Annotated in this window: 27 protein-coding genes; 11 read left to right on the plus strand and 16 right to left on the minus strand. The window is 71.8% G+C overall.

Annotated features, from left to right (window positions below):
* Positions 1-34: 34 nt before the first annotated feature.
* Complete coding sequence (locus AB0C36_RS04175) at positions 35-2,662, plus strand: SpoIIE family protein phosphatase (RefSeq protein ID WP_358348918.1); 2,628 nt, start codon at positions 35-37, stop codon at positions 2,660-2,662.
* A gap of 19 nt (positions 2,663-2,681) precedes the next feature.
* Here the strand turns inward: AB0C36_RS04175 and AB0C36_RS04180 are convergent, their stop codons facing one another.
* Both AB0C36_RS04180 and AB0C36_RS04185 read right to left on the minus strand, forming a co-directional pair.
* The gene (locus AB0C36_RS04180) at positions 2,682-4,148 is read right to left on the minus strand and encodes a sodium:solute symporter family protein (RefSeq protein ID WP_358348921.1); all 1,467 of its coding nucleotides are present in this window, start codon (positions 4,146-4,148) and stop codon (positions 2,682-2,684) included.
* Positions 4,145-4,357: a hypothetical protein gene (locus AB0C36_RS04185; RefSeq protein WP_358348923.1), complete on the minus strand. Its 213-nt coding sequence runs from the start codon at positions 4,355-4,357 to the stop codon at positions 4,145-4,147. The genes AB0C36_RS04180 and AB0C36_RS04185 overlap by 4 nt, the downstream gene beginning before the upstream one ends.
* A 225-nt stretch (positions 4,358-4,582) precedes the next feature.
* Here AB0C36_RS04185 and AB0C36_RS04190 point away from each other — a divergent pair, with 225 nt between their 5' ends.
* The gene (locus AB0C36_RS04190; protein WP_358348925.1) at positions 4,583-5,794 is read left to right on the plus strand and encodes a M20 metallopeptidase family protein; all 1,212 of its coding nucleotides are present in this window, start codon (positions 4,583-4,585) and stop codon (positions 5,792-5,794) included.
* Between the two features lie 69 nt (positions 5,795-5,863).
* Here the strand turns inward: AB0C36_RS04190 and AB0C36_RS04195 are convergent, their stop codons facing one another.
* Entirely contained in the window at positions 5,864-6,427 is a 564-nt protein-coding gene (locus AB0C36_RS04195; protein ID WP_358348928.1) for a CGNR zinc finger domain-containing protein, read from the minus strand.
* Between the two features lie 76 nt (positions 6,428-6,503).
* Between AB0C36_RS04195 and AB0C36_RS04200 the strand changes: the two genes are divergently transcribed.
* Positions 6,504-6,740, plus strand: a complete 237-nt coding sequence (locus AB0C36_RS04200; RefSeq protein ID WP_358348931.1) for a hypothetical protein — start codon at positions 6,504-6,506, stop codon at positions 6,738-6,740.
* Positions 6,741-6,858: 118 nt separating this feature from the next.
* A complete protein-coding gene (locus AB0C36_RS04205; protein ID WP_358348933.1) occupies positions 6,859-8,310 on the plus strand; it encodes an alkaline phosphatase PhoX in 1,452 nt (483 codons plus the stop codon).
* 101 nt (positions 8,311-8,411) lie between these two features.
* Here the strand turns inward: AB0C36_RS04205 and AB0C36_RS04210 are convergent, their stop codons facing one another.
* Positions 8,412-9,299, minus strand: coding sequence for an IclR family transcriptional regulator (locus AB0C36_RS04210; protein ID WP_358348936.1), 888 nt, complete (start codon positions 9,297-9,299; stop codon positions 8,412-8,414).
* Positions 9,300-9,417: 118 nt separating this feature from the next.
* Between AB0C36_RS04210 and AB0C36_RS04215 the strand changes: the two genes are divergently transcribed.
* Entirely contained in the window at positions 9,418-10,200 is a 783-nt protein-coding gene (locus AB0C36_RS04215; RefSeq protein WP_358348939.1) for an SDR family oxidoreductase, read from the plus strand.
* A gap of 117 nt (positions 10,201-10,317) precedes the next feature.
* Here AB0C36_RS04215 and AB0C36_RS04220 read toward each other — a convergent pair whose 3' ends face one another.
* Positions 10,318-11,865 (minus strand): MFS transporter, encoded by a 1,548-nt coding sequence (locus AB0C36_RS04220; RefSeq protein WP_358348942.1) that lies wholly within the window; start codon positions 11,863-11,865, stop codon positions 10,318-10,320.
* A gap of 188 nt (positions 11,866-12,053) precedes the next feature.
* Here AB0C36_RS04220 and AB0C36_RS04225 point away from each other — a divergent pair, with 188 nt between their 5' ends.
* From AB0C36_RS04225 to AB0C36_RS04240, 4 genes are all read left to right on the plus strand, one after another.
* Complete coding sequence (locus AB0C36_RS04225) at positions 12,054-12,719, plus strand: TetR/AcrR family transcriptional regulator C-terminal domain-containing protein (protein WP_358348945.1); 666 nt, start codon at positions 12,054-12,056, stop codon at positions 12,717-12,719.
* A 75-nt stretch (positions 12,720-12,794) separates the two neighbouring features.
* The gene (locus tag AB0C36_RS04230; protein ID WP_358348948.1) at positions 12,795-13,631 is read left to right on the plus strand and encodes an NAD(P)H-binding protein; all 837 of its coding nucleotides are present in this window, start codon (positions 12,795-12,797) and stop codon (positions 13,629-13,631) included.
* A 444-nt stretch (positions 13,632-14,075) separates the two neighbouring features.
* Entirely contained in the window at positions 14,076-14,504 is a 429-nt protein-coding gene (locus AB0C36_RS04235) for a hypothetical protein (RefSeq protein WP_358348951.1), read from the plus strand.
* A 60-nt stretch (positions 14,505-14,564) separates the two neighbouring features.
* Complete coding sequence (locus tag AB0C36_RS04240; RefSeq protein ID WP_358348953.1) at positions 14,565-15,158, plus strand: hemerythrin domain-containing protein; 594 nt, start codon at positions 14,565-14,567, stop codon at positions 15,156-15,158.
* 224 nt (positions 15,159-15,382) lie between these two features.
* On the opposite strand, the gene AB0C36_RS04245 is transcribed toward AB0C36_RS04240, so the two are convergent.
* Positions 15,383-15,733 carry a PRC-barrel domain-containing protein gene (locus AB0C36_RS04245; protein ID WP_358348956.1) on the minus strand — a complete coding sequence of 117 codons (351 nt, stop codon included), beginning with the start codon at positions 15,731-15,733 and terminating at the stop codon, positions 15,383-15,385.
* A gap of 119 nt (positions 15,734-15,852) precedes the next feature.
* Positions 15,853-16,380: a DUF6328 family protein gene (locus AB0C36_RS04250; protein ID WP_358348959.1), complete on the minus strand. Its 528-nt coding sequence runs from the start codon at positions 16,378-16,380 to the stop codon at positions 15,853-15,855.
* Positions 16,381-16,624: 244 nt separating this feature from the next.
* Between AB0C36_RS04250 and AB0C36_RS04255 the strand changes: the two genes are divergently transcribed.
* Complete coding sequence (locus tag AB0C36_RS04255) at positions 16,625-17,404, plus strand: SigB/SigF/SigG family RNA polymerase sigma factor (RefSeq protein WP_358348962.1); 780 nt, start codon at positions 16,625-16,627, stop codon at positions 17,402-17,404.
* 14 nt (positions 17,405-17,418) lie between these two features.
* Here the strand turns inward: AB0C36_RS04255 and AB0C36_RS04260 are convergent, their stop codons facing one another.
* On the minus strand, positions 17,419-18,000 hold the full coding sequence (locus AB0C36_RS04260; protein ID WP_358348965.1) for a sigma-70 family RNA polymerase sigma factor: 582 nt from the start codon (positions 17,998-18,000) through the stop codon (positions 17,419-17,421).
* 277 nt (positions 18,001-18,277) lie between these two features.
* Between AB0C36_RS04260 and AB0C36_RS04265 the strand changes: the two genes are divergently transcribed.
* Positions 18,278-18,673, plus strand: a complete 396-nt coding sequence (locus AB0C36_RS04265; RefSeq protein WP_358348968.1) for a RidA family protein — start codon at positions 18,278-18,280, stop codon at positions 18,671-18,673.
* Positions 18,674-18,738: 65 nt separating this feature from the next.
* Here AB0C36_RS04265 and AB0C36_RS04270 read toward each other — a convergent pair whose 3' ends face one another.
* The 8 genes from AB0C36_RS04270 to AB0C36_RS04305 all read right to left on the minus strand — a co-directional run bounded on the left by AB0C36_RS04270 (position 18,739) and on the right by AB0C36_RS04305 (position 25,838).
* Positions 18,739-19,740, minus strand: coding sequence for an alpha/beta hydrolase (locus tag AB0C36_RS04270; protein WP_358348971.1), 1,002 nt, complete (start codon positions 19,738-19,740; stop codon positions 18,739-18,741).
* Between the two features lie 21 nt (positions 19,741-19,761).
* Positions 19,762-20,478, minus strand: coding sequence for an ABC transporter ATP-binding protein (locus tag AB0C36_RS04275; RefSeq protein ID WP_358348974.1), 717 nt, complete (start codon positions 20,476-20,478; stop codon positions 19,762-19,764).
* Complete coding sequence (locus AB0C36_RS04280) at positions 20,471-21,226, minus strand: ABC transporter ATP-binding protein (RefSeq protein ID WP_358348977.1); 756 nt, start codon at positions 21,224-21,226, stop codon at positions 20,471-20,473. The genes AB0C36_RS04275 and AB0C36_RS04280 overlap by 8 nt, the downstream gene beginning before the upstream one ends.
* Entirely contained in the window at positions 21,223-22,299 is a 1,077-nt protein-coding gene (locus AB0C36_RS04285; RefSeq protein ID WP_358348979.1) for a branched-chain amino acid ABC transporter permease, read from the minus strand. The genes AB0C36_RS04280 and AB0C36_RS04285 overlap by 4 nt, the downstream gene beginning before the upstream one ends.
* Positions 22,296-23,159, minus strand: a complete 864-nt coding sequence (locus tag AB0C36_RS04290; RefSeq protein WP_358348982.1) for a branched-chain amino acid ABC transporter permease — start codon at positions 23,157-23,159, stop codon at positions 22,296-22,298. Before AB0C36_RS04290 ends, AB0C36_RS04285 begins: the two co-directional genes overlap by 4 nt.
* A 22-nt stretch (positions 23,160-23,181) precedes the next feature.
* Entirely contained in the window at positions 23,182-24,435 is a 1,254-nt protein-coding gene (locus AB0C36_RS04295) for an ABC transporter substrate-binding protein (protein WP_358348985.1), read from the minus strand.
* Positions 24,436-24,512: 77 nt separating this feature from the next.
* A complete protein-coding gene (locus tag AB0C36_RS04300) occupies positions 24,513-25,247 on the minus strand; it encodes a maleate cis-trans isomerase family protein (RefSeq protein ID WP_358349199.1) in 735 nt (244 codons plus the stop codon).
* Positions 25,248-25,358: 111 nt separating this feature from the next.
* Positions 25,359-25,838, minus strand: a complete 480-nt coding sequence (locus AB0C36_RS04305; RefSeq protein WP_358348988.1) for a MarR family winged helix-turn-helix transcriptional regulator — start codon at positions 25,836-25,838, stop codon at positions 25,359-25,361.
* Positions 25,839-25,894: the final 56 nt, after the last annotated feature.

Here is a 25,894-nt window from a genome sequence, read left to right on the forward strand (position 1 = left end):
CGCCACGTCCGAGGCCGCCACGCTCACCGCCACCGTGGACCGGCTCCGCGCCGAGGTCGACGGGCTCCGCCGGGCCATGCGCTCACGCGCGGTGATAGAGCAGGCGAAGGGCCTGCTGATGGCACGCATGTCGTGCAGCGCCGACGAAGCTTTCGGACATTTGGCGCAATTGTCGCAACACACCAATATGAAGCTCGCCGAAGTCGCGGCCGGGCTCTTGGGCGTGGCGGCTCCCCCGAGTTCGCCGGCGGTCCCCCGAGGTGGGTCGCCGGGCACCGGACAGACGGCCGCGGGGCGGACGACGGCCCCGGGACTGCCGGGCACGGAATCGACGGGCGTCGGGCAACCGGGCGCGGAGCAGTCGGACGCGGGGCAGCCGGGCACCGGCCAACCGGGCTCGGGGCCGCGAGGCGGCGGCCAGTCGCGCCGTGCCCGAGCCGCGGCCGACCGCAAGCCCGAGGGCGGACGGCGACGCGGTACGGCTCCCACGTCGAGGACCGTGCCTCCGGCGCGCGTCCACCCCGCCGAAGAACAGCCCGGCACCACGCGCACGCCGCTCGACCTGTCCTCCGAGGAAGCGGCGCGCTACCACCTGGTCGCGGCGGTCCTGGAGACCGCCGACGACGGCGACGACATGGCCCGGCTGCTGTGCGAGGAGGCACTCGGCAGCACCGAGGCCTGCATGGTGGCCATCGCACTGCTCGAACCGGACGGCGCGCTGCGCCTTGTGGGAACGCACGGGGTACCCGCGCAGGTCGCGAGCCAGTGGCAGCGGATACCCCCGCAGACGTCCGTGCCGCTCACCGACGTCGTGCACAGCGGCGAGCCCGTGCACCTCCCCGACCGGGCCGCGTTCGCCGCGCGCTATCCCCAGGTCGACGCGGCCCTGATGCCCGGCGAACAGCTGTGGGTGGTTCCGCTGGTCGACGCGCAGGGCGCGACGAGCGGTGCCCTGGCCGTCGGCTGGCCGGCCTCGGTCCAGGACATGAGCGCAGCCGCCTCGTTCCTTGGGGCGCTCGCCCAACTGTGCGGCGGCGCCGTGCCGCGGCTGGCCGCGCGGACGGCTCGCGGCGCGCTCTCCGGCGACGAGATGTGGTTCCGCGCGCTGCTGGACTCGCTGCTCGACCCGGTACTGATCCTGGCCCCGATACGCGAGGCCGGCACCGAGTCCGCGGGCGCGTCGACCCCGGCGTCCGGCGGCACCGGCGGCGACCACGGCGGCGTGACCGACTTCCGCATCGACTACGCCAACGCCGCGACCGTCGACCTGGCCGGGCGTACCGGCGCCGACGTGGTCGGGCGGCGGATGACCGACCTGTACCCCGGCATGGTGGTGTCCGGCGTGTTCGGGCAGTTGCTGGACGTGCAGCGCACCGGCACTCCGTACGAAGGCGAGGCCGAGCAGTTCATCGAGATGGTGTCCGGCCATTTGCGGTCGTCGACGATGACGCTGCGCGCCGTACGCTTCCTCGACGGCGTGCTGCTGAGCTGGCGCATCCACGACGAGGACGAGCGGCGTGCCGCCCAGTTCGCCCAGGCACAGCGGCTCGCCAACCTGGGCACGTGGCAGTACGACATGGGCACCGGCGAAACCGTCTGGTCCCCCGAGATGTTCACGATTATCGGGCTGGACCGCGCGGACGGCACGCCCGGCCCGGCCGCGCTCGCGGACGCCGTCGCCCCGGACGACCTCCCGGCGGTGGAGGCGGTGTTGCACGAGCTGCTGACCGAACACCGGCCGCAGACCCTGGAGTTCCGGGTGACCCGGCCGGACGGCAGGCCGTGCACGGTACGCGCGGCCGCCGAGGCCGTGTGCGACCCGGACGGCGAGGAGGTGCTCGCGCTGCGTGGCGTGCTCCAGGACGTCACCGCGTGGCGCCGGACGCAGGACGCCCTTGCCGACGCCCGGGACCAGTTGGCGGAGGAGCGCGGGCGTACCGCCACCCAGCACGCGGCGGTGACGCTGCTCCAGCGCGCCATCATCGACGTGCCGCCGCCGTCCGACCCCGAGGTGATGCGCTTCGCGGCGCACTACGTGCCCGCCGAGAGCATCGCCCAGGTCGGCGGCGACTGGTACGACCGCGTCACCCTGCCCGACGGCCGTATTCTCGTCGCCGTCGGCGACGTCTCCGGGCACGGTCTGCCGGCGGCGGCCGGAATGACCCAGGTACGCCACGCACTTCGGGGCATGGCGTACACCGGCGCCGAACCGGCGCAGATCCTCACCTGGCTGAACCGCATGGTGTGCCACCAGCGTTCGGACTACATCGCCACGGTCATCTGCGCGCTGGTGAACCCCAGGACCAGGACCATGACGTGGTCCCAGGCCGGCCATCTGCCGCCCCTGCACGTACGCGAGGGCGCGCCGCGGGTGCTCCAGACGCCGTTCGGCATGGTCCTGGGGGCGAGTTCGGGCGCTGCGTACGGCTCGGCGGTGGTGGACCTGGCGCCGGGCGACATGGTCCTGATGTACACCGACGGCCTGGTCGAGCACCGCGGCGCGGACCTGGGCCGCGGGCTGTCCCGGCTGGTCGGGACCGTACGGGAGGGCTGCGACGGCGAGCTGGACGCTTGCGTGGAGCACGTCATGCGGCATCTGGGCACTCCCAATCCCCAGGACGACACCTGCCTGATCGGCTTCCAGATCCCGGGCGGCAAGTAGGAGCGGGCCGGGCGCCCGATCATCCCACCGGCTCCTTCTCGGCCGCCGCGGCCGTGGTGGGGCCTGATGCGGCCGCGGAGTTGCGCGTCCTGGCGTGGTGCACGAGCTGCGCGACCGCGGCGACCGCGATGTTGGCGACCAGGCCGAGGATGCCCGCGTTGACGTTGCCGACGTCAGGCTTCTCGAAGGTGACATACCAGACGACCGCCACGCCCGCCGCCATGCCCAGGAGGACGGGCCACTTGGCGAGCAGTCTGCGGGCGGTGAGGACCGCGACGAACCCGGGCGCGAGCTGCGCGAGGCCGCTGAACGTGAGGAGCAGCAGGTCGGCGAGCGCGTCGGGGCGGTTGAGGCCGAGCAGCAGCGCGATGCCCGCAGCGACTACCACGAAGCCGTGGTTGACCGCGAGTTGGGCGCGCGGGTTGCGGGTCCGCACGATGTTCCGGGCGACCAGCGTCGACATGCCCATGCACAGTGCCGCGGCCGGCACCATCGCCGCCGAGGCCGCCGCGACCGCGACGACGCCGACGAACCAGTCGGGCAGCGCGTCCCTGGTGAGGGTCAGCAGCACGCTGTTGCCGTTGGTCTTCTGGTCCAGCGCGATCGCGCCGGTGAACCCGATGGCGATGGGGAGGATGATGACGACCTGGTAGAGCGGCAGCCAAATGCTGTTCTTGCGCAGCACGTTCTCGTCCTTGGCCGCGAGCGTCGCCGGCCACAGGTGCGGAAGTGTCATGAATGCGCTGCCGATTGCCGAGATCAGGATGCTGGTGAGCCACCACGTCCGGTCGTTGGCGCCGTCGTCGGAGACGGTCAGCAGCTCCGGGCGGGTCTCCTTGACCTGGTCGAAGACGTCGGTGAGGCCGCCCGCAAAATGCGACGGGATGGCGATCACCAGGACCACCATCGCCAGGATGACCAGGACGTCCTTGAGGTAGGCGGTGTTGGCGACCCCGCGCAGACCCGACCACAGCACGAACGCCACGGTCAGCACGGTCGCGATGACCATGCTGATGTCGCCCCAGTTCTCCTTGCCGGTGACCAGCTGCACGATGGCGCCCAGCCCGGTGATCTGGAGTTGCAGGTAGGGCAGCAGGAACACGACGCCCATGACGGCCACCACGAAGCCCATGAGCTTCGAGTTGTAGCGCTCCTCGAAGTAGTCAGCCTGCGTGATGTAGTTGTGCCGCCTGCCGAGCCGCCACACGATCGGCGCGATGAAGAACATCCCGATGAACGACAGCGGGATGTAGGGGATCGCGTACGTCGCGGCGACGCCGCCGCCGAACGCGACACCCGCGACGCCCAGGAACGTGAACGTCGTGAACGCCTCGCCGGCTTGCAGGAACCACGCCGACAGCGCGCCGAAGTCCCTTTTGCCGACGGTCCATTCGTCCAGGTCGGCGGTCTTGCCGCGGCGTCCCATGAGACCGAGCGCGGCGATCACGACCATGCCGGCGATGGCCACGGTGAAGGTGACGTTCATCGGCCGTCGCCGCCTTCCTCGCGGGCGCGGCGGTCGCGCTCGACCACCAGCAGGACCGGGGTGATCATGAACACCCAGAACGAGCACCACACGAACAACCTGGGCACCCCGAACCACAGGTCCTCGGTGTTCACGAAGGGCAGCCACACGGCGCTGAGCAGGGCCACGACGGGAATGACAGGGAGCAGGACCACGGGGGAACGCCTCATACCGCCTCCTGGGGGAAGGGTCGACCGACAAGCCCTGGCCGGGTGCGGGTCGCGCGGAGACAGCCTGAAAGGGGTCCCGGCGCGAGGACAACAAGATCCCCGCGATCGACGGATTCGGCCACGATCGTGGCGGTTTCCGCGAACAGCCCCGGTCCGCTCGCCAGGCCCCGCCGACGGGTGGAAGGTCGGGGGAACCTGCCGTTCCCGCACCCGAGGAGTGCCTCGATGTCCCTCCGTCATGCCGCCCGCGACCTGCACGAAGACCTGGTCCGCCTGAGGCACTCCCTGCACCGCGAGCCGGAGGTCGGCCTCGATCTGCCGCGTACGCGCGACAAGGTCCTGGCCGCGCTCGAAGGGCTCCCGCTGGAAGTGTCGACGGGCACGCGCGCCACGTCGGTCACCGCGGTCCTGCGCGGTGCCCGCCCCGGACCGACGGTGCTGCTGCGCGGCGACATGGACGGCCTGCCGGTCGGCGAGCGGGGCGGCGCCGCGTACGCGTCCCGCGTGCCGGGGCGCATGCACGCCTGCGGGCACGACATGCACACGGCGATGCTGGCCGGTGCCGCGCACCTGCTCTCGGCGGTACGCGACGGCCTCGCGGGGAGCGTGGTGTTCGCGTTCCAGCCGGGAGAGGAGGGGCACCACGGTGCGCGTGTGATGCTGGAGGAGGGCCTGCTCGACGCGTCGGGCGAACGCCCGGTCGCCGCTTACGGGTTGCACGTGATGTCGGCGGGCCTGCCGACCGGGGTCTTCCTGAGCCGGGGCGGCACGATGATGGCGTCGGGCGACACGCTGAGGGTGACGGTGCGCGGCGCCGGCGGCCACGGGTCGGCACCGCACCGGGCGCAGGACCCGGTGCCGGCGGCCTGCGAGATGGTGGTCGCGTTGCAGACGATGGTGACCCGGACGTTCGACGTGTTCGACCCGGTCGTGCTGTCGGTGTGCCGGCTGCGGGCGGGCGAGGCGGACAACGTCATCCCGGACACCGCGTCGTTCACCGCGACGGTCCGGTGCTTCTCGGCCACCGCGCGGGCGGCCGTACGGGAACACGCGTACCGGCTGCTGCGCGGTGTCGCGGACGCCCACGGGCTGGGCGTGGACGTCGAGTTCGAGGCCGTCTTCCCGGTGACGGTCAACGACGGCGGGGAGACCGGGTTCGCGGCGGACACGGTGCGCGAGGCGTTCGGGGAAGAGCGCTTCGCGGAGGCGGCGCAGCCGTTCTCGGGGTCGGAGGATTTCGCGTACATGCTCCGGGAAATCCCGGGCGCCTTCGTGGCGTTGGGCGCGTGCCCGGCGGACCGCGACCCCGCGCGGGCCCCGTTCAACCACTCCCCCGAGGCCGTGTTCGACGACGTGGTGCTGAGCGACGGGGCGGGCCTGTACGCGGAGTTGGCGGCGCGCCGGCTCGCCCGTGCGGCGGCGGACGCGGCGGGCTGAGCGCCCGGCGGTTCGGCGGGCGGGGCGCGTCGGGCGGCACGCGGGTCGGCGGGTCGGCGGGTCGGCGGGTCAGTCCGCGACGCTCGACGCCGCCCGTTTGCGTGCCCGGTGGGCCGCCACGTTGGCGCGGTTGGCGCACGCCTCCGAGCAGTAGCGGCGGCGGCCGTTGCGCGAGGTGTCCGCGTACACGCGCTCGCAGCGGTCCGCCGCGCACACGCCCGACCGCTCGATGCCGTGTTCGGCGAGGAGGTTGGCCAGGCCGATGGCGGTGTTGATGCGGACGCGCTCGGCGAAGGGCACGCCGGAGGGCGCGTAGTGCACGTGGAGGCCGTAGCCGTGGTCGACGAGCCGCGGCCGCATGGCCACCCGCTCCAGCATGCCGTTGGCCAGGCCCACCGCCGCCTCCAGCTCGTCGGCCGCGAAGATGCCGCGCAGCTCGGTGCCCCACTCGGCGAGCTGCGCCACCTCGGGGGCGCGCAGGTCGCGGGTGAGGAACGAGAACGGCGCGAGCAGTTCGCGCAGCGCCTCGACGGTGACCGGCGGAGCGTCCGGGGACGCGTTGTCGACCGTCCAGAAATTCACCAGCGCGACAGCGGCGCCGACACCGTCGCTGCGGTAACCGTTGACGTCCATTGAACCCTTACTTAGTCTGATCGGTAAGGAGCAACCCGTACGAGAAGTATTACCGATCCTCGAAGGGACGGCCATCATGGCGAGCTGCGACGTCTGCGGGCGGACCGAAGGACCGTGGGAGCACGTGATCTCGCGGCACCGCACTTCGGAGGGCGAAGTCGTCTACACCCGCTGCTCGTGCGGCAGCGTCGCGGTGCGACTCGCGGCGCCGAGCCACACCGAGGACGCCGAGGTCCTGGCCCGCGGGCCCGCCGAGCCCGCACTCGCACCGCTTCTGGCACTCGGAGCACTCGGCCCGCCAGAGGCTTCATAGATATCAAAACGGTAACTAACCTTCCGCATAGTAGGTTTGTGCTGCTGATATGAGCCGTGCCATTTCGGCGCCCGCCGTCCCCGGGCCCGCCTGTCCGTCCGTCGTACGGAGGCAGCTCATGGAAAGACGCTCATTCCTCGCCCGGGGCGCGGTTGTCACGGGTGCCGCCCTGACCGCCACCGCCGGGCCGTTCCAAGGCCTCGTGGCCGCCCACGCCGACACCGCCCGGACGGGTCGCGGCGGGCCGCGGCCCGGACCCGGCTTCGGTGCGCTGGCGCCCACCCCGGACCGCACCGACGGCCAGGTGCGGCTGCACCTGCCGAAGGGGTTCGCGTACCGCAGCCTCGGCGTCGCGGGCGAGCCGATGAGCGACGGCGTGCCGACGCCCTCGCGCCACGACGGCATGGCCGCCTTCCGCGGTCAGCGCGGCGGCACCGTCCTCATTCGCAACCACGAAGTCCCGGGTGTGGCACCGGCTTTCGGCAATCCGTCCGACGCGTACGACCCGTCGTGCGGCGGCGGCACGACCACGCTGACGCTCGACCGGCGCGGCAACCTGGTCGACCAGCGTGTCAGCATCAACGGCACGATGATGAACTGCTCGGGCGGGCCCATGCCGTGGGGCTCGTGGGTGACCTGCGAAGAGGCCGTCGACGGCCCCGACGTGGTGCCGGCGTTCCCGGGCCAGGACAACTCCAAGCTGACCCGCAAGCACGGCTACATCTTCGAAGTCCCCCTGTACGGCCGGGCGCGGCGCGAACCGATCCGCAACGCGGGGCGCTTCCAGCACGAGTCGGTCGCGTTCGACCCGGTGTCCGGAGCGGTGTTCCTGACCGAGGACAACTTCGTGGCGCCGTGCGGCTTCTACCGCTACGTGCCGCCGGTGCACCCGTTGCGCGCGGGCAGGCTGCTGGACGGCGGGAGGCTGCAGATGCTCGCGGTGCGCGGCCGACCGAACGCGCCGCTGCAACTGGGCCAGCCGCGCGGGGCGACGTACGAGGTCGATTGGGTCGACATCACCGATCCGGACCCGGCGCACGCCCCGGGGACGAGCTGGTTCACCGCCTCAAGTGCGGTCGCCAACCAGGGGATTGCCCGTGGCGCGGCGCTGTTCTCACGGCTGGAGGGGTCGACGTACCGGCACGGCACCGTCTACTTCTGTTCGACGCAGGGCGGAGCGGCCGCGCCGGGCGACGAGTTGCCCCCGGTGCCCTTCCCGCGGTTCGGCGAGGGGCGCGGGCAGGTGTGGGCGTACGACATCCTGCGCCGCCGGCTGCGGCTGGTCTACGAGTCCCCGCACTCGCAGGTCCTCGACCTGCCGGACAACATCGCGGTGTCGCCGAACGGGACGCTGATCCTGTGCGAGGACGGCGACGGCGACAATTACCTGCGGGGGCTGACCCAGAAGGGCGAGATCTTCGACATCTCGCGCATGGTGACGCCCGCCGGCGACGCGGACGCGGAGTTCGCCGGGGCGACGTTCTCCCCGGACGGCGACACGCTGTTCGTCAACATGCAGTCGGTGATCGGCCGGACCTTCGCCATCTCGGGTCCCTGGGACCGCTGTTGACCCCCGGTTGAACCCCCGCTTGAACCCCCTGTCGAACCTCTGGGCGGACTCGTGGTCGAACCGCCGCCGAGCCGCCGGTTGATCCGTGGCGTACCGGAGGTTCAGCCGCCCAGCGCGGTGGTCGCGGCCTCCGTCGCCGCCGTCAACGCCGAGGCCCAGGACCGGCACACACCCGCCGGTGCCTGGGCCCGGTCGGCCAGCAGCGTGAGCGTGTACCGCTGCCTCCCAAGACGGTCGCGGATCGGCGCACTCAGCGCCGCCAACGGGACCATCTCGTCGTCGTCCTCGGGGAGTTCGGTCGTGTACTCGGCCCACTCGACCGGCGGCATGTGGCGGCGCAGCACGTCGAGGACGGACCGCGGAAGGCCGGACACCTCCAGGTTGGCCAGCACGATGGTCGGTGTCGCGGCGTCGTCCCCGGTGCGGCGTTCGACGAGGTAGCCGCGCTCGCGGGCGGCCCGGACCAGCGCCCAGGTGCGCTCCTGCGACACCGCGAACGGCACGAGCGGCGTACGCGCGAGCCAGGCGCGCACCGCGTCGTCGTCCCGCCACGCCGTGTTGGTCAGACCCAGCGGCGGTGTGCAGGGAAAGCGCTCGCCGACGATGTCGCGGTGGTCGCCGACGGGGATGCGGCCCACCCGGTCGAGCACCACCAGCGAGTCGTCGTGCAGGCCCGCCAACACGCAGGGCAGGCCGAGTTGCTCGTGCAGGCGGCGGATGTGCGGCCGGACGATGTCCAGCGAGGCGAGGCCCGTCTCGGCCGCCCAGCCGAGCCGCAGCAGCGCGGGGCCCAGGCCGTACGCCTTCACGTCGTCGCGCGTCGCGAACCCCGCCTCGGTGAGCGCCGCGAGGATGCCCAGGCAGGTCGGCTTGCTCAGCCCGAGCCGCATGCTGACCTCGGTGAGCGTCAGCCGCCGGCGCGGTTCCTCGCCGAGCAGGCTCAGGACCGCCAGCACGCGTTCCGTCGGCGGCGACTGACGTCCCGTCATATCCCCTCGGGCTCTTGATGGTTAGCGCAGGCTGTGCTTACCTGCACGGCACGCACGTCCTCGAATTCCACATTCCATATATGTACCAGGGCACGTCTGCCCGGAGAAGAGGCCGCCGGTGCTCCTCGCCGACAAGACCGTCATCGTGTCCGGAACCGGCCCCGGACTCGGCCGGGAGATCGCCTTGGCCGCCGCCCGCGAGGGCGCCAACCTCGTGCTCGGCGCCCGCCGCACCGAGAACCTGGCCGCCGTCGCCGACGAGGTCGACCCGTCCGGCGCCCGCGTGGTGTGGCAGAAGACCGACATCACCGACCACGCGCAGGCCGAGGCGCTCGCCGAGTTGGCCGTCAAGCGGTTCGGCCGCATCGACGCGCTCCTCAACGTCGCGGCGCTGGACACCGTGGCCGGCGGTCTCGAGCAGACCTCCTGGGACGACCTGCGCGCGGTGCTGGAGACGAACCTCGTCGGCAGCCTCGCGATGACCAAGGCCGCGATGCCGGCCCTGCGCCGGCAGGGCGGCTCGGTGGTCTTCGTCGGCTCGCAGGTGGAGATGAAGGTCGTCTCCGACCACCCGCAACTCGCGTACGCCGCCTCGAAGGCCGGGCTGCGCACCGCCGCGCACTACCTGGCCCAGGAGTACGGCCCGGACCGCGTGCGAGTGAACACCGTGTCGCCGGGGTGGATGCTCGGGCCGCCGGTCGAGGCGTACTTGGGCTATATGGCCGCCGCGCAGCAGGTCTCCCGGGAGGCGGTGCTCGCCGACCTGGAGCAGAAGATGGCGCTGCCGTACCTCGCGAGCGACGGGGACACCGCCGAGGCCGTGGTGTTCCTGGCGTCGGACCGGGCACGCGGCATCACCGGGCAGACCCTGCTCGTCAACGCCGGGGAGTACATGCGCTGACGGGACCGGTCCGAGGCGGGGCCGGCCCCCGTGCGCCCTCCGTCCGCGGCGCACGGTGGCCGGCCGCCGCGTTCGGCCCGGCGCCGCGCCCCGGTTCGGACCGACGGCCCGTGGGCGTCATGCGCGGGCGCCGCCGCCGCGGCGCCCGCGCAGTCCCCACATCGTGAGCACGGCCAGAGCGGCAAACGCCGCCGCCGCGACGTGGAACGCGAAGGTGTACCCGTCGGTGGCCGCCTCGGCAGGTGTCATGCCCTTCGCGGAACCGCTGCGCGCGTCGGCCAGCGAGGCGAACAGCGCCATGCCGACCGTCGGCCCGAACAGCATGAAGGTGTTGAACGCCCCTCCCGCCAAAGCCGCCTGACGCTCCGGCACGTCACCGGTGGCGGCGGTCACCGCGCCGGCCGCGGTGAGGCCGATGCCGAGCGGCAGGACCACCATGCCCGCGAGCGGCGCGCCGACGTACGCGGATTCGGGGGTGATGCGGGCGAACAGCAGGAACGCCGACGCCATCAGGAGCATGCCGAGCGTTGCGGAACGGCGGGCGCCGAGACGGCCGACGAGCGGGACACTGGCGGCACTGACGGCGACAAGGGCCAGCGCGTACGGCACGAAGCCCATCGCCGAGCGCAGCGACGACCAGCCCAGCACCTGCTGGAAGTACAGCGACATCAGGAACGCCGTCGTCGAACCGGCGATCGGCGCGAACATCCCGGTCACCAGGGCCACCACGCGCCGACGCGACGCGAGGAACGACGGCGGCATGAGCGGCTCCGGCACCGTGTTCTCGGCGAATCCGAAAGCCGCCAGCAGCGCGACACCGCCCACGGCCGGGACCAGGAACCAGGCGGACGTCCAGCCGTGCCCGCCGACCGCCACGAATCCGTAGCTGAGCAGGGCGATTCCGCCGGTCGCCAGGGCCGCGCCGAGCACGTCCACGCGTGCGGTCCGCGGTGCCGGGCCGGCCGGCACCCGCCGCGGCGCGAGCAGCGCGACCGCCGCCGCGACGACGCCCATGACCACGAACGCCCAGCGCCACGAGGCCCAGGTCGCGGTCACCCCGCCGAGCGGCATGCCAAGTGCCGCGCCCACACCGGATATTCCGCCCCACGCGGCCAACGCCCGGGCGCGGGACCGGCCTTGCGGAAACAGGTCGCCGACCAGCGCCATCGACGCCGGCGCCGCGAGGGCCGCGCCGACGCCCTGCACTAGGCGGGCGGCGATGAGCAACGCACCGGTCGGAGCCAAGGCGCCCGCGACGGACGCAACCGCGAAGAGCGCGACCCCGGCGACGAACACCGGGCGCCGGCCGTGCCGGTCGGCCAAGCGGCCGCCCAGCAGGAGCAGCCCGCTGAACACGAGCGTGTACGCCGCTGTCGTCCAGACGAGCGCGGAGGACCCGAGCGACAGGTCGCGGGCGATGTCCGGGGCGACAGCCGAGGTGAGGGTGACAGAGGTGTTGAGCACGGCTTGGACCGCGGCGAGGAGGACGAAGGCGGCGCCAACGCCGGTCGCCGTACCCGCCGCCGCATCCGTCGGCTCGCCTGTCGCCGCGCTTGCCGGGGCGCGTTCTCGCGCGCCTTCCGTCGCGTTCTCCGTTGCGCTGCCCGCCGCGCCTCCCGGCGCGCCTTTCTGTGCGACCGGTATCTCCGGACGTGTGTGCCCCATCGCGGTCTCCGTCTCCCTCGGCGCATGCCGGTCCCCGCGGACCGGAGGCGGTGCGCGGGTGCCAAACTGTACTTCCAAGTTCAGATGAACTCAACAGTACAGTTCAGATCTCGTAGACTGGCTCCCGTACGGGCCGAAGACCGCTCCGAAGCCCGGAATCGCGACGGACGTGAGGGAAAGAGGCCCAAGTGACCGCACCCGGACACCGCACCGCGACCCGGCGGGTGCCCGCGGGGGACCGCGCCCGGCGCAAGCGGGCGGCCATCGTGCGCGCCGCGTCCGGAGCGTTTCTGCGCGACGGCTACGATGCGGGCATGGACGCGATCGCCGCGGAGGCGGGCGTGTCGAAGGTGACGGTCTACAACCACTTCGGCAGCAAGGAAGAGTTGTTCACGGCGATCGTCGGCGACATCCTGGACCGCGCACTCGCCGACTCCACGGCCCTGGTCGAGGCCCGGCTCGGCGCCTCGGACGACGTACGCGCCGACCTGACGGCCATCTGCCGCGCCTGGGTCGCCGGCCACGCCACCCCCGAAGTGCTGGCGCTGCACAACGTGGTGGTGGGATCCACCCGGCGCCTCCCCGACCTCGGCCGCACCTGGCAGGAGTTGGGCCCGGACCGCTTCCACACCCTGGTACGCGCGGCCCTCCAGGAACTCGTCGACCGGGGGCGCCTCGTCATCGACGACGTCCCGCTCGCCGCGATCCAACTCTCCGGACTGGTCCTGCTGCCGCACATCGCCTACGGCGCGGCCGGCTCCGCCCCCGACGCGGACCTGACGGAGCGCCTGATCACCGGCGGCGTGGACATGTTCCTCGCCCGCTACCTGCCCTCGGCTACGCCGACCCCGTGACACGCCTCCCCCGACGGCGCGTCAGGCGGCGCGGGATCCGTGAGGAATCGCCGGATCTGTGTTTGTCTGCTGTGCATGACCGATGAATCGATCCTGGTACTGGGGGCCACCGGTTCGACAGGACGCCGCGTCACGGCACAGCTCCGCCTCGAAGGCCGCACGGTCCGTGCCGCCTCACGTCAGGGGCACACGAACGGCGGCGTGCGCTTCGACTGGACCGATCCCGACACCTGGGCGGACGCCGTCGGCGATGCCACGTCGATGTACCTGATGGCACCTCATGAGCTGCCGGTGGAGCCGGAGTTCGTGGACACGGCCGTGGCGTCGGGGATCCGCCGCATCGTGCTGCTGTCCAGCCGGGGCATCGAGCCCATGGACGACACCCGGCTTCTGGCCGCGGAGCAGCTCGTACGCGACTCGGGCGTCGACTGGACGATCGTCCGGGCCGACTGGTTCGACCAGAACTTCGACGAGGGCTTCTTCCGCGCCGCGGTCATGGCCGGGGAGCTCGCCGTACCGGTCGGCGACCTCGGGCAGGCGTTCGTCGACGCCGACGACATCGCCGCGGTGGCCGCGAAAGCGCTGGTGGGCCGGGGGCACGAGGCGACGACGTACGAGGTGACCGGTCCCGAGACGCTGACCTTCGCCGAAGCCGCCGACGCCATCGGCCGGGCGGCCGGCCGCAAGGTCGTGTTCCGCGGCGAACCCGACGCCTACCGAGCCGTCCAACGGGAGATCGGTTTCCCGGCGGAGCAGACCGAGCGGGACATCGTCGCGTTCACGGCGCTGCGGGAGAGCGGCGGCGGGGATGCCACCGACACCGTCCGCACGGTGACGGGCCGGGAACCGCGGAGTTTCGCCGACTACGCGGCGGATGCCGCGGCGCGTGGCGCCTGGCGCGACGGGCGCTGACCCTCCGCCTGCGCGCCCGTTGCCTGCACGCCCGTTGTCTGCGCACCCGTCACCTGCGGAACGGTCGACTGCTGCCTCGACCGCTTCCGACGGGCGAGAACGCCGCGCAGAACCGCGGCCACCACCATGGCGGCCGAAGCCCGGTCCAGTGGACCCTTCGTCATCGCAACTCCCCTTCCAGGACGGCGGGAACGCCGGAACGCCGGAACGCGCACGGACGGCGCGGACCGGTACGGATCGGGGTCCCACGCACTCGTGCCATGCGACCCCGATCCACCCGCTCCACCCGGCCGTGGGCGCGTACTCGCCGACTACCCGGACCGGCCCCGCACAGTCGACACCCGCGATCGGAACGCCCCGCATTGTTCGGCGTCCGGACGCATGCCCCGGACACAACCGGGCAGCGGGAGGTTTCCGGCAGTCCTACGCGAGGAGGAAGTCAGCATGGCTTCGATGCCGCCCGACGCGGGCCGGCCCGGCCGCCCGCGCAATTCCGTCGACGGCGAGACGCCGCCGAAACCGCGGGTGTCGCCCGAGACCGGCACAAGCACGACAGGCCCGAGCACCGGCACCGGCACCGGCACGTCCGACGAAGGGACGTCCCACAGCACCGGATCGGTCATCCGCGAAGTGCCCAAGCGTGCGCAGGAAACCGCCGCGCACACCGCGCACATAGCCGCCGAGAAGGCCGAACTCGCGCGCGACCGCGCCGTTGCGGCCGGCCACCAGATCGGCGAGCACACCCCGGACTCCGTGAAGGCGGCGACGGGGGAAGCGGTTTCGCAGGCGCGCAGGCGTCCCGTTCCCGTGGTGGGCGCCGTGGTCGTGGGTGCACTCGTCGTGCTGTGGGTGCGGCGCTCGCGCCGCTCGTAGCCCGCACGAAAGGCCCGCATCTCGACACCCGGGCCCGCACGCCGACGGAAGGAGATCCACTTGGGCATCGCATCCGGCCCCGAGGACGTCATCGCCGTCCTGGTACGCGACCACCGCGACATCGAGGACGTCTTCCTCGAACTCGAGCACGGGGCCACCGCCCCGGCGCGCCGCAGACACCTTGTGGACACGGCCATCAGCACTCTGGCACGGCACACGCTCGCCGAGGAGCGATACCTCTATCCGGCGGTGCGCAGGCACCTCGAGGACGGCGACCCGGTCGCCGACCGCGAGATCGCCGAACACGCCGAGGCCGAACGCCTCATGAAGCGCCTCCAGGGGGTCGAGCCGACGGACGCGCGGTTCGAGCCGCTGGTGCGCGAGCTGATCGCGAGCGTACGCGGGCACGTCGAGGGCGAGGAGCACGGGCTGCTCCCCCGGCTGCGTGACGCGTGTGCACGCGACGAGCTGATGGAACTCGGCGACAAGGTACGGCAGTTCGAGCGGAATGCGGAGCGCGGGGCCCCGGACGGCCACGCGTACCCGCCCCCTCACCCCGGCGGCCCGGCACGCCCGGCCGCCGACCCACCTGAGCCTCCCGGAACCGGCATGGTGGACCGGCTCCGGGATGCGTTGACCGGGCGCGGCAGATAGCCGACCCATTTGCGCCGCGCGCCAACCCCCCTCCCGTGCGCCGCGCAGGCCGGCAGCCCCCGGTCACGCACGAGGCCGGCCCGCATACGCGGGCCGGCCTCCTTGTGCGTCCTGCCTGTTGCGCTTGCTGTTGTGCTTGCCGTTGTGCTTGCTGTTCGTTGCGCGTCCTGCTCGTTCTTGCCGGGTCTTACGGGTGCGTCTTGGTGCGTCGGCGCTGTCCGGCCTCAGCCGGCCTGGCGGCCGTAGTGCTCTTCCAGCAGCCGCCGGTAGTCGGTGTCACCGGTGTGCTTGTCCCGGTCGAACTCCGGCGCGGTCTCTATCTGGGACTTGCTCGCCTCGACGTACACGCGCTTGTCCTCGACGTCGATGCTGGAGACCAGTCCGGCCGGGAGCAGGACGTGTTTGCCGAAGATCCACACGCCGGTGTCGACGACGAGGCACGTGGCGCCGACGTCGTCGCTGTGCTTGTCGATCTTTCCGATGTGCCCGTCCAAGGCCTCCACCTTGAACCCGATGAGGTCCAGTCCGCTCTGGAAGCCGGTCTCGGGCCGGTAACCCCACATGTCCTCGGGCATCGTGTCCGTCTCCTTCGTTGACGCTGTGACGCTGACCTTGCCGTGGACGGCGCTACCCGAGGGCCGGGGTGCCATGCGCGGCACGGCCGACGAACTCTGCCGAAGGCGTGGCTCCGGACTTATCCGTCACTCCGTCGAACCTGCTCCTCCTTCTCGTGCCGGAACGCTCCCCGACGCATGATCCAGGGCAGCACCACCCAGCACACCGCGAACCACACCATGACCGCCGTGGTGCTCACCCACGCCACGGCCCCGTCGGTCACCACATGCAGCAGCAGGAGCAGCACGCACGCCACTGTCACCGCGAGCAACCCCACCCCCAGCATCACCATCCGCCGCGCGGTGACCACCAGGCTCGGCTTGCGTCCGATCCCGGCGACCGCCAGGTGGAAGACCACCACGCCGACCAGCGTGCCGGTGGCCGCCGCCCCGAAGACGACCGCCCAGATGTACAGGGCCCGTTCGAAGTCGGTGAGCGTCTCGAAGCGCGACGTGAACGCCACGCTGAGCAGGAAGCCGAACAGGATCTGGGCACCTGTCTGGACGACCCGTACCTCTTGCAGCAATTCGTTCCAGCGACGGTCCGCCTGTTCACTCAGGGTCTCGTCGCGCTCGGAATCCTCGATTTTGCGGTCCGTTTGCGCCATGTTCGTGCGAATGCCCGGTGAGCGCGGGTCGAATCGGAATGGCCCCGGCCCTTCGTGGTAGGCGAGGAAGAGGGCCCGGCAACCCCGCGGTGTGCCTCCGGCGCCCGCCCGCCCGGACGCGCCCGCTGCCGCCCGGGCGGCAACCCCGACGACGGCCCGACGACGGGCCCGCGACGGTCGGCTGCACGCCCGCCGATGGCCCCGCACGACCGGCGGCCGATCGCCCGCGATGGGAGAGGACCCCATGCCACGCGACCCCGCCCCGGCCGGCGACCGACTGCGCGAGCGCACCGAAGCACTGCTGCGCCGACTGCGCGCGCTGCCGTTCGGCACGCCGAGGCACCGAGCGCTGCGCAACGAGATAGTCGAACTGAACCTCAACCTGGCCGGCCTGGTGAGCGCCCGCTACCACCGGCGCCCCGATCTGCGCGACGACCTTCGGCAGGTGGCGGTGGTGGGGCTCATCAAAGCCGTCGACGGATACCGGCCCGGACAGGGGAACGGCTTCCTGGCGTACGCGATGCCGACGATCTCCGGCGAGGTCAAGCGCTACTTCCGCGACCACACGTGGCAGCTGCACGTACGCCGGTCCGAGCAGGAACTGTTCCTGAGGGTGGTCAAGGCCCGCGACGAGCTCGCCGCCCGCCTGGGACGCGTCCCGTCCGAGGACGACATCGCCGAGCACATGGGCGTCCCGACCGCGGAGGTCCGCAAGGGCCTCGCCCTGGGGGACGCGCACCGCGTCACGTCCTTGGACCGCACCCTGAGTCCCGATGCCCCGGACACCGTGCACGCGGTGTACGGCGCCGAGGACCCGGCGCTGGAGCTCGCCGAGAACCTCGCGGCGCTGCGCCCGCTGATCGCCCAACTGCCGGACCGCGACCGGCGGATCCTCACGATGCGGTTCCGCGACGACATGACGCAGTCCGAGATAGGCGAGCGCATCGGGCTGTCCCAGATGCACATCTCGCGCCTGCTCAGCAGCACCTGCCGCCGGCTCCGGGAAGGCCTGCTGGCAAGCTAGCCGCGCCAGGCGCGCTACGCGCAGGCGCGGCGCAGGGCGTGGTTCGTCAGAAGCGTGCGGAGGCGCCGCCTCGCCTGGAAGAGCCGGGTCATGACGATGCCGCGCGGGGTGTCGGTGATGTCGGCGATCTCCTGGTAGGAGTAGCCCTCGACGTCCGCGAAGTAGAGGACCACCCTCAGCTCGGGAGCGAGCGCCCCCAACGCCGTGGTGACCGCCTCGTCCGTCATCCGCTCCAGCGCCTCGACCTCCGACGACCGCCAGTACTGGCCGTCCGAGAAGTCCGGCAGCGGGGCCGCGCTCGTAGGCCGCGCCGACCGGTACGAGTTCAGCCACACGTTGTTCTGCACCCGGAACAGGAAGGCCGCCAGGTCGGCGTCGCAGCTCAGGCGCGGGAACAACCGGTACGCCCGCAAATACGTCTCCTGCACCAGGTCCTCGGCCTCGGCCCGGCTCCCGGTCATGCGCAGGCCGGCCGCGTACAGCCGGTTCAGGTGCGCGAGTGCGTCCCGCTCGAACCGCGCGTCGCGCTCCGCGGGGCTCTCCTCCCCCTCGCCCCCGGGTTGTCGTCCCGTGCTGCGATCGGTAAGCGTGGACATCGGATCTCCCCTGGTGTTGATGACAACCACCACGATCCAGTCCCGAACGGCGCCGATCAACGCCGGATTCCGGAACGCTCACTGTCGTCTGACTTAACGATGGGCAGGCGGCCGCCACGCCGGACACCCCTTGGCGTCCCCGGGTGAACCCGTGCGGAATACATGACAGTGGGTGTCGTGATTCGCTGGCAGGCTCCTTCATGCGGCGTCGGACGGCGGTGGTCGAGCCGATGGACGTGCGCACTTCCCCTACGAAGCGAATGGAGCTGATGTTGCCATGGAGCGGACCGCGGTCAACCCTGTGCAGTGGTCGGTGGAGATGGGATTCAACCAGGGCGAGGTCGTCTCCGGGCACACGCGCACCTTGTACATCTCCGGCCAGACCGCGACGAGCGGGGACGGCAAGCCCCAGCACGACGACGACATGGCGGCGCAGCTGACGCTGAGCATCGACAACCTGGAGGCCGTGCTCGGCGAGGCCGGGATGTCTCTCGCGAACCTCGTCAGGCTCAACGTCTACACCACCGACGTCGACCTGCTGTTCCAGCACTACGGAGCCCTGGCCGCGCGCCTGGGCGCCGCCCGGGTGGCCCCCACCACGACAATGCTCGGCGTGACACGCCTCGCTCTCCCCACCCTGCTCGTCGAATTGGAGGGCACCGCCGTGGCATGACGTAAGCACACCACGTCCGCCGCGCGTGCCGGTGGTCCCGGTACGCGCGGCGGAGTGATCCGCGGTCAGCGCCTGTGGGCGCCTACCGCGGCCATCAGCATGGGGAACGAGTTGACCAGGCCTTGGCGGAAGTAGGCGGTTGTGTGGGTGCCTGGGCCCGTGGAGACGGTGAGGTCCAGGCGTAGGCGGCGGGCGCGGTCGGCGAACATCCGGGACATGGTCCCGCAGAGGCGTTCGATGTCGTCGGTCGTGGTGCCGGCCGGGTCGAGCGGGCCGGGGGCGCCGGTCCCCCAGGACGCGAACAGGCGTACGCCGCGCAGCAGGAAGGCGAGGTCGTACGGGTTGAACGCGGCCCAGAGGTGGCGTTGCGCGACGGGGTCACCCCAGATCGCCGTCGGGTCGGCACCGGAGAATCCGATGAACTTCTTGATGACTTCGGGTCCGGACAGGTCTCCTTCGACCATCGCTGTGTGCAGGACGCCGCTGAAGGAGGCGGCCGCCCGGAACATGCCGGGATTGCGTGCGGCGTACGTGAACGCGCCCTGGCCGCCCATCGACAGTCCGGCGGCCGCCCGTGCGTGCCCGGCCCGATAACCCCCTTCGAGGAGCCGGCGCAGTTCGCGGGTGTGGAAGGTCTCCCACGCGGGACTCCCCCAGTCCCCGTGGTTCCACCAGTTCGAGTAGTAGCCCGTCGCCCCGCCTTCCGGCATGACCACGATGACGTCGGTGTTGCCGACGATGTCGGATATGCCGTACCTGGTCCAGCTGGTGTGGTCGCCGAAGGCCCCGTGCAGCAGGTAGAGCACGGGCCAGGTGCGTCGCGCCGTGCGGTTCCAGCCCGGAGGGAGCAGGAGCCGTACGGCCGCCGGGCGTCCGAGTGCGGGCGAGTCGACGGTCAGGTCGAGGGTGCGCGCGTCGACGCGTACCTCGCCGACCACGCGCGGGTGTCGGGTCGAAGGGGGTGCGGGCCGCGGCGTGGCGGCCGCCGTGCCGGGGACAAGTACCGACCCCGAAACGGCGGTTGCCGCGACGACGAACCCTCTTCGGGTGATTCTTGGTGCGGACATCGAAGACCTTTCGTGCAGTCGTCATGTCCTGGCCGTTCCGCCCACCGCCAGCAGCTCACGGAGTGCGGCCGTGTCGGTGCGCAGTTCCTGGGGGTTGTCGGTGGTGTGCACCACCTGGCCGCGTCCGAGCACGACGGCCCGGTCGACGCGCCGCAGCGCGAAGTCAACCTTCTGCTCGACGAGGATCGCCGAGGTGCCGCGCCGCCGGAGTTCGTCGACGACGTCGCCGACCTTGGCGACGGTCTGCGGGTCGAGGCCTTCGGTCGGCTCGTCGAGCAGGACGAGCCTGCCGTTGCCGACCAGGGCCCGCCCGAGTGCCAGCATCTGCTGTTGCCCGCCCGACAGGAGTCCCGCCGACAGGCCGTAGCGCTCGCCGAGGACCGGGAAGCGGTCCACCACGTCGTCGACGGTCCAGCCGTCGGGCCCCGAGCGGCGTACCGCGACCTTGAGGTTCTCCTTGACGGTGAGCGACGGGAAGACGCGGTGCCCCTGCGGCACCAGCGCCATCCCGGCCCGGGCGATGCGTTCGGCGGACGAGCCGCCGATCTCCCGGCCGCCGAACCGGACCGATCCGCGGCGCGGGCGCAGCAGGCCCGCGACGGTGTGCACGAGCGTCGTCTTGCCCATGCCGTTGCGGCCCAGCACGCCGAGGACCTCGCCCTCGGCGACGTCCAGCGACACGCCCTGGAGGACATGGCTCGCGCCGTAATACGTGTGTACGTCCCGCAGTTCAAGCATCTGCCGCCTCCCCGAGGTATGCCTCGAGCACCCGGTTGTCCGTCGACACCTCGTCCGGGGTGCCCTCCGCGATGACCCGCCCCTGTTGGAGCACGCTGACCTGGTCGGAGAGGGTGAACGCCACCTCCATGTCGTGCTCGATCATCACGACGGTGATGGTGCGCGGCAGCGCCGCGACCAGGCTCGTGAGCCGGTGGGCGTCGGCGGGCGACAGGCCCGCGGTCGGCTCGTCGAGCAGCAGCACCTGCGGTTCGCGTGACATCGCGAGGGCGATCTCCAGGACGCGCTGCTGCCCGTACGCGAGTTCGCGCACCGCGCGGTCGGCGAACGCCGCGAGGTCCCACTCCTCCAGGACCTCCATGGCCTGCGCCGCGAGCCGGCCCACCGAGCCCAGTGGGCGCCAGAACACCCGGTGCGCGCCGGTCTGCGCGGCCAGCGTGAGTTCGACGTTCTGGCGCACGCTCAACTCGTCCAGGAGGTCGGTGAGTTGGAACGTACGCGCGAGTCCGAGCCGGGCCCGCCGGTGGGCCGGCAGGCGGGTGACGTTCCGGCCGAGCAGGCTCACCGTCCCTTCCGTGGGGCGCAGTTGGCCGGCCAGCAGGTTGAACAGGGTGGACTTCCCGGCGCCGTTCGGGCCGATGAGCGCCCGGCGTTCACCCGCCGGGACCTTGAGGGTGACGTCGTCGTTGGCGCGGAAGGCCCCGAACTGCATGGTCAGGTTCTCGCCCGCGATCGCGTACTCGGTCATGCGCGCACCTCCGCCGGGACGCCGGCCGGGTCCGCCGCGGCGCCGGGTGGTGCCGCGCCTCCCGGCGAACTCTTCTTCTCCCACCAGGACTTGGTGGTACGCACCGCCCAGCCCGCGCGTCCCAGGACGCCGTCGGCGAGGAACAGCGCGGTAGCGATGTAGACGATGCCGAGCACGGTCGTCCACCGGTCGGTGTAGGTGCTCACCCACACCTCCAGACCGGTGACCAAGACGGCGCCGAGGAACGGCCCCAGGAAGTGCCGGGCGCCGCCGAGGATCGCGAAGACCAGCACGTCGGCGCTGATCAGCCACGACATGTTGGCCGTCGACACCGAGCCCTGGAGGTAGACCTCCAGCACCCCCGCGACGGCCGAGAACGCGCCCGAGACGGTGAACGCGACGACGCGCAGGCGGCCGGTGCGGTACCCGGTCGCGCTCATCCGCGCCTCGCTCTCGCGCACGCCGACCACCGACATGCCCAGCGGGGAACGCTGGTACATCCACAGCAGCGCGACGCACACCGCGACCACGACCAGGGTGAGCATGTAGTACCCGTCGCCCTCGCGCACCGACGAAGGCAGCCCGTCGCGCGGGATGTTCGGGATGCCATTGTCCCCGCCGGTCCATTCGGTCTGGTAGAAGGCCAGACCCGCAATGGCCTGGGCGAGGGCCAGGGTGAGCAGCAGCAGGTAGATGCCGCGCACCCGCAGGCACATGACGCCGAACACCGCCGCCACCGCCGCGCCGAGCACGACCGCCGCGGCCAGGACCACGAGCGGCGGCCAGTCCCAGCGGGTCACCGCGATACCGACGGTGTAGCCGCCGATGCCGAAGAACGCCGCGTGCCCGAGCGACGACATGCCGCCGAAGCCGAACACCGTGTTGTACGCCGTCGCGAACAGGCCGAGCAGCAGCATCCGCGTCGCGACGAACGTGTAGAAGGAGTCGGTGAACGACGGCACGAGCACGAGCAGCACCGCCGCGACGGCGAACCCGCCGGTGACCGTGATGCCGCGCCGCGACAGCACGCGGTCCTTCGCCGCCCCCGCCGGCTTCTTCTCCGCAACGCTCATCGGAACACCGCCTTGCCGAACAGGCCGCGCGGACGCACCGCGAGGAGCGCCGCGACCGACGCGTACAGCGTGAACAGGGCCCACTCGGGGAACCAGACCTTGCCGTACTGGTCCACGAGCCCGACCAGGAACGCCGCGAGCAGCGCGCCGCCGATCGAACCGAGGCCGCCGACCACGACGACGATCAGGGCGAGCAGCAGTACTTCGAAGCCGCTGTCCGGGGCGAGCGAGGTGAAGGCGCCGCCCCACACGCCCGCGAACGCCGCGAGTCCCGTACCGCAGCCGAACACCAGCAGGAAGACGAGTGGGACGCGGATGCCCACCGCGCGGGCGATCTCCTCGTCGTCCACCGCCGCACGCACCTTGGCGCCGGTCGGCGTGTACTTCAGCAGCGCCCCGACGACCGCCGCGAGCGCGATGGCGACGCCGATCATCACCAGCCGGAACTTGGGGAACACCCAGTCGCCGATGGTGACCGGCCCCTCCAGCCCGGGCGGGGTCGGCGGAGCGACCGGGTCTCCTCCGTAGTTCGCGAGGATCTGGTCGCCGATGATGTACGCGACGCCCAACGTCAGGACGATCTGCGGCAGTTCGCTGCCGGCGAGCCGGTGCAGGAACGCCCGCTCGACGACCATGCCGCCTGTCGCCGCGGCCAACACGCCGGCCAGCAGCGCCAGCCAGTAGTCGGTGCCGTTGGTGGTCAGGTCGTACGCGAGGTATCCGCCGAGCAGGTAGAAGGCACCGTGCGCGAGGTTGACCGTGCGCATGAGGCCGAAGGTGATGGTCAGTCCGCTGGCGACGAGGAACAGCAGGGAGCCGTACGCCAGTCCGTTGACCGAGTGGGTGAGCCAGGTCAGCATGAGGCACCTCTCCGTCGGCGGCTCACTTGGCCCACGTGCCCTTGAGCTTCTCGTAGCCCGGGAAGGCCAGGTACGTGGCCGGGTCGTAGGGACCGAACTGGCCGACGCCGGGGACCGTGGTGACGATCGCGTTGACGCGCTTGCCGTCCTTGTTCTCGACCTTGCGGATGTAGACGGGGTAGACCGCCTGCCCGTACGTGTCGAACGACAGCGGCCCGCGCGGCGCGTCGATCTTCACCTTGGCGAGCGCGGCGCGGATCTTCTCGGGCGTCGGGTCGCTGTCGATCTGCGCGAGCGCCGCCTCCAGCGTCATGCCGGCCGCCCAGCCGTCCTCGAGGTATTGGTTGCCCTTGCCGTCGCTCGCGTCGAGCAGCGCCTTGTTCTGCGGCGAGTCGATCTGCGGCGTGTAGTGCAGCGACGAGACGACGCCCTCGGCGGTCGCGCCCTCGGTCGGCAGGATGGTCTCGTCGACGGTCGAACCGTGCGCGACGATCGGCAGCTTGAGGCCGAAGTCGCGGTACGCCTTCAGCAGCCGCACGCCGTCCTGGCCGGGCGCGACGACGTACACGACGTCGGCGTCCTTCTTGACCTGGTTGACGTACGGGCCCCAGTCCTGGGTGCCGAGCGGTGCGTAGATCTCCTGCACGACCGTGCAGCCGGCGGCCTCGTAGGTCCGCGCGAACCCGCCCGCGGCCTCCCAGCCGAAGGAGTAGTCGAGGGCGAGCACGGCGGCCTTCTTGTGGCCGAGGTCTTTGCAGGTGTACGGCCCGGCCGGCATCGAGTCCTGCGAGCTGGTGTAGGAGAGCCGGAAGGTGTTGCCGTTCTCTTTGCGGGTCAGGCCGTCGGCCCCGGCGACGGTGATCAGCAGCGGGACGTTCGACTGCTCCAGGTACGGCGCCACGGCGTACGCGATCGCCGAGTTGACCAGTCCGACGACCACCTGTGCCTTGTCCTGCTCCACCAACTGGCGTGCCTTGGTGGTCCCTTGCGCGGCGTCGGTGCCCTCGTCGGCCTTGGCGACCTTCACACCGTAGCCGGACAGCACGCCGCCCTTGGACTTCAGGTACGCCTCGAACCCGGCGTTGACGTCGGTGCCCAGCGCGGCGAACGGGCCGGTGGCCGGGTTGAGAAGGCCGACCGTGACGGTGCCCTTGGCGCCGGCGGCTTTGCCGTCGTCCTGCGGGCCGCCGGTCTTGTCCGACGGGTCCTTCCCGCCGCACGCGGCGAGGAGCAGCAGGGCCGAGGCGGCGACCGCGGCAACTCTCATCTTCGACATGTCACATTGCATAGTCCACTCCAGATCTCCTGCGAGAACCGCCTATTTCGGATTTTTCGCCTGGCCTGGGGCGAGAATCAGCGACCGCTCAGCAACGCACCCGCGCCCGGGACGCGGGTGTCGAGGCCGAGTTCGGAAAGCAGGCCGTACGCGGTTGCGGTGGCCGCCGACAGCACCGGCAGGCCGGCCTCGTCCTCCACCGCCTGCAGCACGGGAAGTGACGGCATCTGCACGCACGCGGACAGCACCAGCGCGTCGGCGCCGGTCAGGTCGAGCCGCTTGACGTGGCCGCGCAGGTCCTCGGGGTCCAGGCGCGCCACCGCAATGTTGTCGGGCACTTCGAGGCTCAGCGCGTCGACCACGCCGATGCCGGCGTCCTCCAGGTACGCCACGACCAGATCGGTGAGCTGCCGCATGTACGGCGTCACGATCGCCACACGCGACGCGCCCAGCGCCCGGATGCCGGTGATCAGCGCGCCCGCGCTCGACACGACCGGCGCCTCGGCGCCTTCCTCACGCAGCACGCCGGTGATCTCGTCCTCGGCGGTGCAGTGGTACCCGGGCCCCTGGGCCATGATGGCGACGAGGCACGCGGTCGCCACGGCGTCGGGGCGGGCGTCCGCGAGTTCCGCCGCCGCGCGCCGGGTCTGCGCGTTCATGCCGCGCAGTTCCTCGGGCGTGACGTGCTTCATCCGCATGCGGCTGCTGTGGAACACGAACCGCTCGCCGGGGAACACGCTTTCCCGGGCCCGCATCAGGCGCGGCAGCTCGGTCTCCATGGTGAGGTTCGAGCTCGGCACGATCAGGCCGATGTGGTGGTCCGAAGGGGCTCCGGACGGGTCTTCGGAAGCGCGTCCCGAAGGGGCTCCGGACTGGGCTCCGGAGGGGACGTGTGGTGCGGTCACGGGGACTCCATGCGGCGGCTACAACGCCTCGGTCAGGCCCTCCCAGTGACCTGCGAGGGCAGCCAGCAAATCCATCAACTGCTCGCGCTGCTCGGCGTCGTACGGCTCCAGGAGCCGTTCGTCGAGCGCCCGCGCACGCAGGTTGGCCTCGTGCAGAGACCGCTCACCGTCCTCGGTGAGGTAGAGCAGCTTGCGGCGGCCGTCGTCGGCCGCGGTCTTGCGGACGATGAGCCCGCGGTTCTCCAGCCGCCGGGCGACGTCCGCCATGGTCGAGGTGTCCAGGGCCACGGCCGAGGCCAGCGACCGCTGGTCCTGCCCGGGGCTCGCGTCGACGGCCGTGAGGACCGCGAACTGCGGCCCGGTGAGCACCGGGTCGACCGCTCGGACCCAGGCCGCCAGGTACGCCTGGTGCAGGCGCCGGACCTGGTATCCGGGCGCCGCGACCAGGACGGCGGGCGGGACGGGGGTGGACGGAGCGGACGCGGTCTGATCAGCCATGCGCCCATTTGAGCACGGCGTCCCCGCGTTCCGCGGCCGGCGTCTCCCACGCGCCC

The organism is Streptodolium elevatio (genome assembly GCF_040649515.1).
Lineage (GTDB): Bacteria > Actinomycetota > Actinomycetes > Streptomycetales > Streptomycetaceae > Yinghuangia > Yinghuangia elevatio.